Origin of the sequence: Paenibacillus sp. JJ1722, from assembly GCF_048282685.1 — a bacterium.
Taxonomy (GTDB): domain Bacteria; phylum Bacillota; class Bacilli; order Paenibacillales; family Paenibacillaceae; genus Paenibacillus; species Paenibacillus polymyxa_B.
Genome location: NZ_CP182500.1, coordinates 2,704,932 through 2,717,624, shown reverse-complemented (window position 1 = coordinate 2,717,624; position 12,693 = coordinate 2,704,932). Strand labels below are relative to the sequence as shown.

Sequence of the window (12,693 nt, the reverse complement as noted above, 5' to 3'; positions counted from 1 at the left end):
AAGAGACATTAAGGAGTATATGAATCAGATGAGCAATTTTCTAAGTGAATTTGAGGAAAGATTTAGGGCAGGATTTTTGGATGATCTTAAAAGCATACTGGAAGAAGTGAAGAATGAGCGGGTTTACGCTTGTGCTTTTGGCACAGACAGCGATTTTATCACCTTGTTTCTTGCTGTTAATACGGAGGAATCACTTGTTAGACATATCACAAACATGAAAGCCCAAGGCCTGTGCAACAGCAAGGAAGATGAAAATTATTATAGATGGGGATTAAGCGAATATCAATATGGCGATACAACACATCTCAATCATATTAGCAAATTTCTGTATGCAACCGAAAATGTGTTTGACTATAAAGATGAAGTGATAAAAATTATGGCCAAGGTAGTTAAGGAAACAGACGATGTACTTTTTAATCAATTCGGCCAATCCAAAGAAGATATTATTTTTTTCGTGTCCATGACGGATGATGATATGGCCGAGGAACTGGAAAATCAGTCCGTAATTCAGATGACAAACGCCAAATTAGTTGATGACTTCTTGCATCGTTATCAATAGAAGTACAGTTTGAAATATTACACTCATTTCGTTCTCCAGCGCCGATTGATTGCGCATCCTGTTCATTTGGTTTATCTCCATTAGGTATGAAAAAACTTATTTCTCCTCATGGTTCGAGTTGAAATAAGTTTAAATTAAATACATTCATCCAGATGAACAGGAATTCTTACCATTCGACTTCTTCAAATAATCGGAAAACCATCTTTTTTTCAAATTCATCTAAAATTCAAATCCAGATATTTCTTCTTTTGTTTATCTTGGGGTTCCCTTTTTAATGATAATTCACTTCATTTTTTTATCATTTTCTCTGTACGGAAGCCTTCTTTTCCGATTCGTGTCATTGCATGATATAAGACTATGAGGTTCTTATCTTCTAGCAAATTTTCTAATTCACCTATTTGAACCTTCCCCCTTCCGCTATCTTCTTTAATATACTTCATTTTAATCCCAGCTAAGAGCTGTAAATTGGAATGACCGGGAGCTTGTTTCATCAGAAACAACCACTATGATCAGCTCTGCATTTCTTTTCGCAAACTACGCCGCTATCATACTCATGGTATGGGAATCCGTTTGTTTTATTGTAGCGAGACTCCGGTGCAGCTTATGATTGACGATTCCGATCACCACGTCCGGCTCCATTTCATCCTGATGGGAGAGCATAACCATTGCTGCAATATCTCCCATCTGATATGCCGCCGTCAACGCTCTCAGAAAAGTTTTCGAGTTTTCACTTTCCGGTAAGGATAACTCTCCTTTGAGAAGATCCTCCCTGACTGCTCCAAGCGATTTTCGTGCCCGGTGGAGTGCAACTTTTACCGCTCCCTCCGTTGTTTCAAGCATGTCGGATGTCTCACGAATCGAATATCCAAACACATCTCGCAGCAAAAAAACAGTTCTCTGAAGCGGAGATAAATGATTCATTAAGGAATGCAGCGCTATCTCGATTTCAAAAGATCCATGATCGGGTACAGTTACTTTCGCTTGTTCCCTATTCAATATCCGAGTGTAGACTGCTTTTCTCCGTATGTCATCAATCCAGGTGTTCTTAGCAATCCGTAGCAAAAGCGCTTCGGGATTTGTATGCTCGAAGCTATTTAACTTACCTAATGCTTTGATCCAAGTGTCCTGAGCCAGTTCTTCCGCATCCCAATTTGATTTCGTAAGCGACAGACAGTAACGTTTCAGGACCGCCTGTAATTCCTCCAAGTTCTCGATGTTTATTATATTATCTGTCATTTGTATAGAATCATCTATGCGCATAGGTCCTCTCCTCCACGGTCTTATTCTGCCCTTTCCTAGAGCAAAACCATTTGCTACCTCCAATGTAAACGAACAAGTGGTTGTAAAAGTTACACCATTTACGTAAATCGTTTTCCCATTAAAGCCTCCGTATCTTTTTACGGCCTCGGTTCGTTTACAAGGAGAAATCAACTGGAAACAGGAAATTGGGGGTATAAAAAATGAGTGTTTATGTGCCTTATGTTGTCGAGCAAACTGCTCAAGGTGAAAGATCGTACGATATCTATTCCAGACTATTAAAGGATCGTATTGTGTTTGTCGGGGCAGCCATTGATGACCATTTGGCTAACAGTATTATTGCTCAATTATTGTTCCTGGCGGCAGAAGATCCGGAAAAAGAAATTTACATGTATATCAACAGCCCGGGTGGCTCTACTTCCGCAGGATTTGCCATTTATGATACGATGCAGTACATCAAACCCGATGTGCACACGATATGTACGGGATTTGCTGCTTCGTTTGGCGCGATCCTTTTGCTGGCGGGCGCCAAAGGGAAACGTTCGGCGTTGCCGAACAGTGAAATCATGATCCATCAGCCGCACGGCGGCGCACAAGGTCAGGCCAGCGATATTGCGATCAGCGCAAAACGAATTTTATGGACGCGTGAAAAGGCAACCCGTATCACAGCTGAACGGACCGGGCAATCTTTTGAAAAAGTCGAAAAAGATATGGACCGGGATTTTTACATGTCCGCTCAGGAGGCACTGGAATATGGTGTTATTGATCAAGTGATAACTTCTTTGTAAAGTATGCTCAAAACCTAATGATCTGCAAGAAACTTCAAGAAATAATACGAGGTGATATCATGTTAGCAAGCTTACAAGGCAAGGAAGTAACTATTCATTTTATAGATGGGACAAATGTATGCGACGGGATATTGGATCAGATTGACGACAAGTTCGTTAAATACGTTACGCAATATCAGACGCTTGTTGTTCCTATTACATCCATTCGCACCGTATCCATTGACATTAAGGAACGGCAACGCTATAGAGTTGGATTCGCCCCATGAACCTATTCTAGCATGGGTGGCAATTACATTGTACGGAGGCCCGATATTATGGAAATTTCACAGGGGGTAGAAATGCTTCAGCTAGATTTTCATGGGAATATGATTCACCCTATTCTTTTGTGGGATCAAGAAATGGCTGTTTTAATAGACACAGGACTCCCTGGGCAAATGGAAGATTTACGCGTGGCTATGGAAAAGGTAGGCGTGTCGTTTGACCAACTAAAAGCTGTGATTTTGACGCATCAAGATGTGGATCATATAGGAAGTCTTCCTGAGATTTTGCAGGAGTGTGGCAGTCATATTAAAGTCTATGCACACGAACTGGATAAGCCGTATATTCAGGGGGAGATCCCTCTTTTAAAAGATGGTCACCTTGTGAATCCCCCGAAGGGCAAAGTGGACGATACCTTAATAGATGGTCAGGAACTGCCGTTTTGCGGCAGGATTCGCGTCATCCATACGCCTGGGCATACTCCGGGTCATATCAGCCTTTATTTAAGGCAAAGTAAAACTCTTATTGCCGGGGATTCGATGTACAGTGTAAACGGGATTCTCGCGGGAATTCATGTCCCGACCACACCCGATATAAAAGTAGCTCATCTCTCATTAAAAAAGTATTTGGATCTCGACATTGCATCCGTAGTTTGTTATCACGGGGGATTAAGTAATGTACATGTGAATGATCAGATATTAGGACTTACCCAAGGATTATAAAGTTAAAGTTCCGGTAAGTTACCTTTGGTGAAACAATGTTGTGAACGAGAAGATTATTTAAAATAACACTTTGTTAATTCGTGATTGAACTTTAACAAAGTGTTATTTTGCATTTCACAAAATAGATCTTCATTGTTTATTCCTGCAACCCATACTCCCCGTGTGCTAACTTGTATATAGATCAGACTTTAACTGATTAAAAATATATTCTTGCATTTGATCTAAAAGAAGAATGATGTTAGCATCTTTGCCATTTTTCAAGACCCACTGAATAGACATCATTGAGTTAGCAGCATATAGTTCTGCTAAATACTCTAATGCGATCGAAGTTGAAGAATTCTGTTGCTTTAAATAATCTAAGCAAGTCCTAAACAAAATTTGTTCAAATTCCTTACGTAGATCTGCTGTCACTTCATGAACGGCTAACAATGTTGAAATTTCGAGCTTATTCTTAATCATATTATCGGTTACAAGTTCTATGGCGTTTGCCACCTTGCCATCTTCCGTGGAATCAAAACGCTGCTTAATTTCAACTTTAAAATCAGAAGCATACTGTTTAACTATTTTTTCTAGCAAGTCGTACTTATCCAAATAATGACTATAAAAGGTAGAACGTCCGATAAGAGATTGATCACAGATTTTTTTGATCGTAATATCTTTAAAATCATGTTGTTGGAGTAATTCTATTAAAGCTCGCTCAATAGCTATTTTTGTTTTATAAATTCTGATATCTTCATTCATTCAACCACTTGCTCCTTATGTGTAAGTTTTCGAACACTTCATATATAACATGTAAGACATCTTACAGATTATGCGATACTAATTATTTTTTATGTAGTAACTATACTCTATAGTAAGCACATACCCAAATTGAAGGAGGAAAATATATGTTTAAATCCTATGTCAATAATGAACAATTCAATCTTCAAATTAATCGTTTTATCAATGATTATTATCAAGAAGATGATCAATACGTACCTATTAGCCGACTCGCACAAATCCAACAAGAATTAATCAATGCTGCGTCCATTACACCAAAGTATTTACTAAAGAAACAGGTGGTAGCAGGTCACAGGGAGTTAGCATTTAATGAAATGAAGAAATTCATATAACAACTGTAAAAATATATTGTTCGTACGCAACATGCCCATCAAAATCGTAGTTCCATAGCTTCAATCGTTATTATCCAATCAAAGCAGATGTTTTTTCAACAACGTCCATTCGCTCTCATTAATGCCCGATCCTTTTCTTTTAATCGCGGACATGCGTAACAGTAACCAAATTCACGATCCAAGCAATAAGCCAGGCAACAAGCTGTTTTCACTAACATTTTTTGATCAGGGATATTTGGGTGTTCAATGAAATTTGGTTTAATATTAAACGGGTTATTACGGAGTCCGAACGCACTAGCATCGACATCGTGTGTGAGCAATTTGAAAAAAGAAATGATCCTGGTTCTACTTTCTTCATCAGACGCTTCGGCCAACTCTTCTTCCATTTGAGCATACAACGCATTAACGATTTGTCCCCATAATGGAATAGCGTTTATGGGGGCCAGTTGGGACAAAAGTTGGATTATAGGCGTTACCTGTTCCCTGTAAAAGGAATCAAGCGATTTCTTCTCCCCCTCATCCCAGTCCATTATCGAAATTTGGTTAAATCGCACTTCGTTGATTTTAAATGAAAAAAGCGGATAGCCGTCAACTACATATAATTGTACGGATAAATTAGATAATGATAAATCCAACAGCAACACGTTGCCTTGATACAGCATGTGCTGCATCGCACCGCATACCCCGGCGTACCAGCTAATAAAAAAAGCTGCTGCTGCTGAACGTTCTTTAGCTTTGATGAGCGTGCCGTATGTGTCGATTAAGTGATTCATATTTTCAACTTTTAATAGATCAAATGCAGGGATGGTAAGCACGGTTTTATCGAGCTCATTCAAAGTAAGGAAAAATTTTTCTTCCAAATGTTGAAAATCAACCGTGCCCATAGCATACACTCCCATTATTGTTCTCTATTTTTCAAAAGCATGAACGACATCGTTAATAGCATGAAGATCTGCCAATGGAGACATGCCAAGACTAAACCATTCCTTGCCTCCCATCATGTGAACCTGTTTTTTTTTCACGGCTGTCATGTTTTTCCATAAAGAGCTGTTCAGCATTTCCTCATATCTATTCCGAACTTCTTGACTGGAGTCATCATCTAACTGCAAAATGATATGGTCAGGATTATATTCCGGTATTTTTTCCAATGAAATGGATAGACTTAGCTCACCCTGTGGATATTCTTTAATCGGCTTTAGACCTAATGTCTTATGGATGAAGATTCCCCGATCACTATTTTCTCCGTAAATAACGATCTCCTTCGCCATAATCATCATGTACATGACTGTCTCGTCACCAACTAGAGAATGAAGTTTCTCCTTCGCTTCAGTTTCTTTCGTTTGCAAATCCTGAATGACCTTTTCAGCCTGTTCCACTTTGCCTAGAACCTTGCCAATATCCCGTAACTCATCACGCCAATCATCCCGCTGCGGTAAAAGCACCGTTGGTGCAATTTTGGAAAGCTGAGCATAATCCTTATCGGACCACCACGTAGGGGCAATAATTAAATCCGGCTTAGAGGCCAGAATAGCTTCAAAATTAGGAGTTTGGGCAATTCCCATCTTCAGTGTATCTTTAAACGGTTCCTTTAAATAGGATGGGAAATCCGGATGATAGTTTTGTACCGCAACAGGCGTAACGCCAAGTGCATATAACAACTCTGGGTAAACAACAGAGAGTCCAATGACCCTTTTGGGCTCCGTTGGAATACTAAGGTCCCCTTTTAAAGTTGAAATAACGTGCTGCTCAGCAGTGGCTCCTTTATTCGCTTTTTCAGAATTGCTAGCTGTGTTTCCTGCATTATTGGCTCCACAAGCAGTACTTACAATGACGAACAATACGATAATTAAACCTGCGATTATATGTCGTTGTTGCTTCATTCTTCGGTGGTCCTCCTGATCATTTGATTTATTTATGACAACCTCTAATTAAAATTGATTATCATTATCATATATTAGGAGTATAGATGAATTTATAATTTCGGAATATTGACGATAGCGACTTTTTTTCATGCACGATCCCGCCAAATCTTTAAAACTTCATCCAGCATAAGCTCATGAGTGAAAGCCGTATATTCTACCCAAGGATATGAGGGAAGGAAGTCCACCCGGCTGTTCCTGACAGCTTTCAAATCACTCCATAGCTTAGAATTCATGAGTGTTTGCCAACTTAATTGTGACTGAATGTCCTCGTCTACGATGAGCAATAAACGATCTGGATCAAAATTCGCTAGTTGGTCAGGCGTTATCTGCTGATTTTGACTCAAAAGATCGACACCTTGCACAGGCAGAACATGCAGATCATCGTAAAATACTGTGCCTAGGCTTCTACTGCCCAAAACATTGTAACGATCACCGGTGATTCTCAGAATGAGGAGACGATCATCCTTGAATACATGTTTCACTTGCTCTCTTACAAAAAGAGCCCTTCGATCATATTTTTCAAGCCAAGTCTCGGCTGTTACGGTCTTGTCCAGAAATTTCCCAATTAAGCGCAAATGCGTACGCCAATCGTTCTTCACCCAGGGTACAAAAAATGCAGGTGCAATTTTCCTCAGCATTTCCTGTTCCTCAGGAGATACCAGAGTGTCGATACCAACAATAAAATCGGGTTCAGCAAGTCGAATTTCTTCTCTCTTGATCCATTGATTTGAACTTAGAGGAAGCACGGCATCCATGTGATACTTTCGCTTGTAATAACCAGTCCATGGGTGATCGGCTGGTGCGGCGAAAGGATTAATTTGAAGCGCAATCAATTGTCCAATGTTGGGGAAATCGTAGGCGACTATTTTTTTTCTGCTGTTCTGCATAAATGCCGCTGGAGGCACGCCCGATACCTGTTTAAATTTGCGCCGAAAATAAGTATCGTCATGGTAACCTACATGTCGTGCAATATCTCGAAGACGATTTTGCCCACCCGACCTCATCAGCTGTTGTGCCTGCTCGATTCGGAACACTGCCAAATAGTCGATCGCGCTGCAGCCATACCTTTTTTTGAATAATCGCATAAAATGACGGGTACTCATTCCCCCCACCTTGGCCAAGTGATCGATTGTCAGTTCTTTCTGGTAATGCTGCTCTATATAGCCTTTGATATAGTCTAGGGCTGTTTCCGAATCGTTTCCTTGTTCAAGATGGGCATCTTGCAAGATGGTATGCAGCAGTTCTTGAAAGAGAATTTGCCCGCGAAATCGTTTTAAATGATCCTCATCCTGCAAGTATTGGTTAATGGTATCGCACAACGTATTAACAGAAACCGGCGACGTAACGATAACTTCCCCTTTAGCCGGAAACGGGCTGTTCTTCTTAATAATCTGCATCGAATGGGCTGAAGATACCTCATCGTCCATAACATCAAATCGAAGATAATAAAACCCTCGTTCATCAAAGGAGTGCGCGGCTGCTTCGATGAGTTCTCCTGGCGTACACACGTAAACGCTGCCCTGTCGAAGTTCGGTGAATTGCCCATCAATCGTTAGCCAGCCTTGACCGCTTGCCGCAACAAGAATCATGTGGGATTCGATAAACTGAAGTCTTAGCTCCCAATCATTTGCTTGATTCTTGATATGCTCAATTTCTCGTAGCTTGAAACACATCCCTTCGAGGGGTGCATATTCTTTATGTTTAAAGTTCTTTTCTATATCAACCAAGTAATCTCACCGCCCTCATACTAGCTAAAACATTTAACCTTGATACAAGTCAGACTTTAACTGATTAATAATATATTCTTGCATTTGATCTAAAAGAAAAATGATGTTCGCATCTTTGCCATTTTTCAAAACCCACTGAATAGACATCAAGCATACTGTTTAACTATTTTTTCTAGCAAGTCGTACTTATCTAAATAATGACTATAAAAGGTAGAACGTCCGATAAGAGATTGATCACAGATTTTTTTGATCGTAATATCTTTAAAATCATGTTGTTGGAGTAATTCTATTAAAGCTCGCTCAATAGCTATTTTTGTTTATAAATTCTGATATCTTCATTCATTTAACCACTTGCTCTTTATGTGTAAGTTTTCGAACAATTCATATATAACATGTAAGATATCTTACAGATTATGCGATACTAATTATTTTTTATGTAGTAACTATACTCTATAGTAAGCACATACCCAAATTGAAGGAGGACAATATATGTTTAAATCATATGTCAATAACGAACAGTTCAATCTTCAAATTAATCGTTTTATCAATGATTATTATCAAGAAGATGATCGAGCACAAGCTGACTTGGAAGAAATGATTCCGAAATTAAACGACACCCATAGCTGGTATGAAGCTTGGCTCAATTTTGCAAAGAAACGCGAAGACAGCAAGGACTTTGACTTAGCCTCAGTCTACTATCAAGCTGCAGAATTTTATCTTGCAACCACAGACCCCAATAAAGAAAAAATGTATCGAAAATATAGAGAAATGTTCTATAAAGGCTTTCATGATTTTGATTATGAATCCTACAAGATTCCCTATGAAGACTCGTATCTTCCTGCTGTAAAATTATTGACGCCTGGAGCTACGAAAACATTACTTGTCTTTGGTGGGTATGATTCTTACATGGAAGAGATGCTTAAAATGATGAGATTTATGAAGGGAATTGATTACAATATTATTGTATTCGATGGCCCTGGCCAAGGAACTGCTTTAAAAAACGGCCTAAAATTCATTCATAACTGGGAAAAGCCCATATCAACGGTGATTGATTATTTCAAATTAGATCGTGTTAGTCTCGTAGGTGCTTCTTGGGGAGGATATTTAGCAATGCGTGCGGCAGCCTTCGAAAAGAGAATCGATAAAGTAGTTGCTTTTAACATTTTCTATTGTGGTTTAGATGCCTTAAAAATGGGAATGCCAGAAGAAACGTATCAGAGTATGATGCAGCTAGTCGATCGTAATGAAGTAGATCAAGTGAATACATTATTCGAACAGATGATGACTCACAATATTGATTTGCATTGGAAGATTACCAAAGGGATGGAAAACACCGGTGAAGCAACGCCCTTTGATCTCATTAAAAATTTCGAAAAGCACACGATGCAAGGCATTGGAGCATTCATTAATCAAGATGTTCTTTTATTAGCTGGAGAAGATGATCAATACGTACCTATTAGCCGACTCGCTCAAATCCAACAAGAATTAATCAATGCTGCGTCCATTACAACCAAAGTATTTACTAAAGAAACGGGTGGTGAGCAACACTGCCAAGCAGGTCACAGAGAGTTAGCATTTAATGAAATGAAGAAGTTCCTATAACAAAGAGATATAAATACTATAATTTCTCGCATAAAAAATTCAGAGTATGGTTAATGCGGATATTTAGTAAATATTTAAAAGAATTATGTATAACGAATGGTTTCCCCAAAAGGGGAAACCGCCTTTTTTACGTCTCATTTTGATCTGCGTATTTAATAAGAATTTTATCCCCTATGATTTTTTTTATTTCTGGGTAGGTTAAATGATCTAATCCTTTATTTGTTCCTACAATAATTATACCTTCATCATCAGATCCGCTAAATTAGCGGCTTTTTTGTTTTAAAAGTGCTGGCGCGTCAGTCCTTTTTTTATAAAACATCAACGTGGTTTCCATATATCGCAAAACCGAGAATGGATGGTATAATGAAGGATGATTTAAAGGAATCTGTAGTGTAGTGAAGGGATGATTCATATTGATAAATCACGATAATCTTGAAGAGTATCGAGACCCGATTAATTATGATCTTGAATTTGGCGGTGAGACTAATAAATACAATTTCTATCTTGATATGGCTAGATTGAACCCAGGTGAGGTTCTGGAACTTGCATGTGGTACAGGATTGACAACCATTCATTTATCAAAATCGGGGATACATATAACAGGTGTTGACATTTCTTCATCGATGCTTGAATATGCGCGGGTTAAAGCTCAAGGTTTGCCTGTGGATTTTATTGAAGCTGATGCTCGTACATTCGATTCCGAAAAGCGTTTTTCCATGATTTATTTGACAGGAAATGCATTCCAGGCATTTTTGAGCGATGACGATCAACGAGCCTTACTCGAAACCGTCTACAAGCACCTAGAATCAAATGGGATATTTGTTTTTGAAACACGAAACCCCTTGGGAACCGATTTATCCAACCAAGAGGAAAGCATCTGGGGAAATTTTATCGATAAAGATGGAATTAAAGTCAAGATATCTGGGACACAGTCGTATGATTCAAGTAACCAGATCATGCACTGGGTCACGATCCGTGATTGGGGATCGGAGAAAACAATTTCTCGAATTGCATGTCGCTTTACTGATAATGACACGCTTCAGCGTTTATTAACGAGCCGCGGCTTTTGTATCGAAAATCAATATTCGGACTGGGATAAAACACCGTTCACCCCTTTATCTCCTTCCATCATTACTGTTTGTCGAAAACATGGAGCCTAAAACGAATAATCCCGGAATGTTCATCCCAAGTGTTTGACGACCGCGCGTAAGATATCCATGTCATTCGCATGTTTTTGAAGGAACAACAAGCTATTCCAGTGATTTCCGGAAAGAAAAATCGCCGAGTCACCCTAAAATATGATCAGGACGTTTACAAAAAAACGTTATTTGGTGGAATGCTTCTTTAATAAAGTAAAGAATTTATCGTCGTCTGGCGACTCACTATGATAAATTGGCGTGTACATTCAAGTCTTTTTTTGCCTTGGCAACCATTATGGTTTGGCTTGCCTGAGTTTGAAGACACGCCCTAATTCATAAAAAATTCAATTGTTTTCTGCCAAGAATCTGATTGACCAAAAGAATTTCCTTTTAAAGTACCACCACAAGTAAAAACACCTCTCACCCATTTTTAAACTAGTCGTTATGAATGATCAGCCCGGTCACGCCTTTTGCCTTGCAAAAGCTTTGGCAAGTCCTTATCGCAGAAAGATACCACCAGCGTTCGCCCACTCGATATTGCGTAATATCCGTTACCCATTTTTGGTTAGGCTTTTACTCTACACACTCAGCAGCTAAGTAGTTTCTCCTAGAGCGACGTTTTCGGCGAATTTTGGACTTGACTAAACTTTCAAAATGAATTGAATACAAACGCTCTACAGCTTGAATAAGTATTCTATTCATTTGGTTCACCTCCATTAGATATGAAAAAAACTTATTTCTCCTCATGGTTCGAGATGAAATAAGTTTTGAATTAAGTGCATTCATTCAAACGAACAGGAGGCATTACCATTCGATTTCTTCAAATAAACGGAAAACCATCTTTTTTTCAAATTCATCTAATATCTTAAACCCAGTTATCTCATCTTCTTTTTCTCCAAGTTTTATCATAGTAGCTATTGCTAAGTCTCCTACTTTATAATGACCTATCATCTTATCTTGAGGTTCCCTTTTTGAAGACAATTCACTTAACTTTTTTATAATTTCCTCTGTACGGAGGCCTTCTTTTCCGATATGTGTCAATGCATGATATAAAACTATGGGGTTCTTTTCTTCCAGCAAATTTTCTAACTCTTGTATTGAACATTTTCCTTCTTCTATTTTTTTTACTATATTCATTTTATTCCTCCTTTAAACAGATATTAATTAATGTTCCAAACTGTAAATACTTGCCCCCACTTGAACAAGATCAGGAGATGCTAACTTACCAATGCATATTCCAATATTCTTCTTTTCAGCCATTGAAGTTGAAATTTGAACAGAGCTAACGCTTAATACCATTTCATTTTGATTTGCATATTTAATAAGAATTTTATTACCTATCATTTTTTTTATTTCTGGGTAGGTTAAATGATCTAATCCTTTGTTTGTTCCTACTATAATTGTACCTTCATCTTTTGACTCAAAAGTTAAACTAACATCCATTATTTTCCCCATTTTAACGTTGCCCCTTTATCGTTCTTCAATATAAAGTTCTCCCTTAACAATTTGGATTAGAACAACAACCACCTACTCTTTTAGATAATGTATTTTTTGTATTTTTGCTGAATTCATCTCTCACATTAACCGACCCAATGATTTGAGTTGTT

16 protein-coding genes are annotated in these 12,693 nt (G+C 38.5%); 7 read left to right on the top strand and 9 right to left on the bottom strand.

The window, feature by feature from the left end:
* Positions 1–28: 28 nt before the first annotated feature.
* Positions 29–559 carry a DUF4303 domain-containing protein gene (locus tag ACM1ND_RS12170; RefSeq protein WP_068939463.1) on the top strand — a complete coding sequence of 177 codons (531 nt, stop codon included), beginning with the start codon at positions 29–31 and terminating at the stop codon, positions 557–559.
* A gap of 287 nt (positions 560–846) precedes the next feature.
* On the opposite strand, the gene ACM1ND_RS12165 is transcribed toward ACM1ND_RS12170, so the two are convergent.
* Both ACM1ND_RS12165 and ACM1ND_RS12160 read right to left on the bottom strand, forming a co-directional pair.
* Positions 847–1,050 carry a hypothetical protein gene (locus ACM1ND_RS12165; protein ID WP_068939464.1) on the bottom strand — a complete coding sequence of 68 codons (204 nt, stop codon included), beginning with the start codon at positions 1,048–1,050 and terminating at the stop codon, positions 847–849.
* A 43-nt stretch (positions 1,051–1,093) separates the two neighbouring features.
* Positions 1,094–1,819, bottom strand: coding sequence for an RNA polymerase sigma factor (locus ACM1ND_RS12160; protein ID WP_068939465.1), 726 nt, complete (start codon positions 1,817–1,819; stop codon positions 1,094–1,096).
* 200 nt (positions 1,820–2,019) lie between these two features.
* Here ACM1ND_RS12160 and clpP point away from each other — a divergent pair, with 200 nt between their 5' ends.
* From clpP to ACM1ND_RS12145, 3 genes are read left to right on the top strand one after another with little or no spacing between them, the layout of a single operon-like run.
* Positions 2,020–2,604, top strand: a complete 585-nt coding sequence (clpP, locus tag ACM1ND_RS12155; protein ID WP_013310269.1) for an ATP-dependent Clp endopeptidase proteolytic subunit ClpP — start codon at positions 2,020–2,022, stop codon at positions 2,602–2,604.
* Positions 2,605–2,663: 59 nt separating this feature from the next.
* A complete protein-coding gene (locus ACM1ND_RS12150; RefSeq protein ID WP_071558774.1) occupies positions 2,664–2,870 on the top strand; it encodes a hypothetical protein in 207 nt (68 codons plus the stop codon).
* A gap of 48 nt (positions 2,871–2,918) precedes the next feature.
* On the top strand, positions 2,919–3,584 hold the full coding sequence (locus ACM1ND_RS12145) for an MBL fold metallo-hydrolase (RefSeq protein ID WP_028541346.1): 666 nt from the start codon (positions 2,919–2,921) through the stop codon (positions 3,582–3,584).
* A 165-nt stretch (positions 3,585–3,749) separates the two neighbouring features.
* On the opposite strand, the gene ACM1ND_RS12140 is transcribed toward ACM1ND_RS12145, so the two are convergent.
* The gene (locus ACM1ND_RS12140) at positions 3,750–4,325 is read right to left on the bottom strand and encodes a TetR/AcrR family transcriptional regulator (protein WP_068939468.1); all 576 of its coding nucleotides are present in this window, start codon (positions 4,323–4,325) and stop codon (positions 3,750–3,752) included.
* Positions 4,326–4,471: 146 nt separating this feature from the next.
* Between ACM1ND_RS12140 and ACM1ND_RS12135 the strand changes: the two genes are divergently transcribed.
* On the top strand, positions 4,472–4,696 hold the full coding sequence (locus tag ACM1ND_RS12135; protein ID WP_028541348.1) for a hypothetical protein: 225 nt from the start codon (positions 4,472–4,474) through the stop codon (positions 4,694–4,696).
* Between the two features lie 95 nt (positions 4,697–4,791).
* On the opposite strand, the gene ACM1ND_RS12130 is transcribed toward ACM1ND_RS12135, so the two are convergent.
* The 4 genes from ACM1ND_RS12130 to ACM1ND_RS12115 form a co-directional block, all read right to left on the bottom strand.
* Positions 4,792–5,580, bottom strand: coding sequence for a hypothetical protein (locus tag ACM1ND_RS12130; RefSeq protein ID WP_068940986.1), 789 nt, complete (start codon positions 5,578–5,580; stop codon positions 4,792–4,794).
* Between the two features lie 24 nt (positions 5,581–5,604).
* Positions 5,605–6,576, bottom strand: coding sequence for an ABC transporter substrate-binding protein (locus ACM1ND_RS12125; protein ID WP_023988518.1), 972 nt, complete (start codon positions 6,574–6,576; stop codon positions 5,605–5,607).
* A gap of 128 nt (positions 6,577–6,704) precedes the next feature.
* Positions 6,705–8,345, bottom strand: a complete 1,641-nt coding sequence (locus ACM1ND_RS12120; protein ID WP_071558775.1) for a helix-turn-helix domain-containing protein — start codon at positions 8,343–8,345, stop codon at positions 6,705–6,707.
* Positions 8,346–8,491: 146 nt separating this feature from the next.
* Positions 8,492–8,587 carry a hypothetical protein gene (locus ACM1ND_RS12115; protein WP_233903895.1) on the bottom strand — a complete coding sequence of 32 codons (96 nt, stop codon included), beginning with the start codon at positions 8,585–8,587 and terminating at the stop codon, positions 8,492–8,494.
* Between the two features lie 247 nt (positions 8,588–8,834).
* Here ACM1ND_RS12115 and ACM1ND_RS12110 point away from each other — a divergent pair, with 247 nt between their 5' ends.
* Complete coding sequence (locus ACM1ND_RS12110; RefSeq protein ID WP_068939470.1) at positions 8,835–9,947, top strand: alpha/beta fold hydrolase; 1,113 nt, start codon at positions 8,835–8,837, stop codon at positions 9,945–9,947.
* A gap of 413 nt (positions 9,948–10,360) precedes the next feature.
* Positions 10,361–11,107: a class I SAM-dependent DNA methyltransferase gene (locus ACM1ND_RS12105; protein WP_071558777.1), complete on the top strand. Its 747-nt coding sequence runs from the start codon at positions 10,361–10,363 to the stop codon at positions 11,105–11,107.
* Between the two features lie 783 nt (positions 11,108–11,890).
* Here the strand turns inward: ACM1ND_RS12105 and ACM1ND_RS12100 are convergent.
* Both ACM1ND_RS12100 and ACM1ND_RS12095 read right to left on the bottom strand, forming a co-directional pair.
* Positions 11,891–12,223 (bottom strand): hypothetical protein, encoded by a 333-nt coding sequence (locus ACM1ND_RS12100; RefSeq protein WP_049828402.1) that lies wholly within the window; start codon positions 12,221–12,223, stop codon positions 11,891–11,893.
* Positions 12,224–12,250: 27 nt separating this feature from the next.
* On the bottom strand, positions 12,251–12,541 hold the full coding sequence (locus ACM1ND_RS12095) for a hypothetical protein (protein ID WP_025718955.1): 291 nt from the start codon (positions 12,539–12,541) through the stop codon (positions 12,251–12,253).
* Between the last annotated feature and the right edge of the window lie 152 nt (positions 12,542–12,693).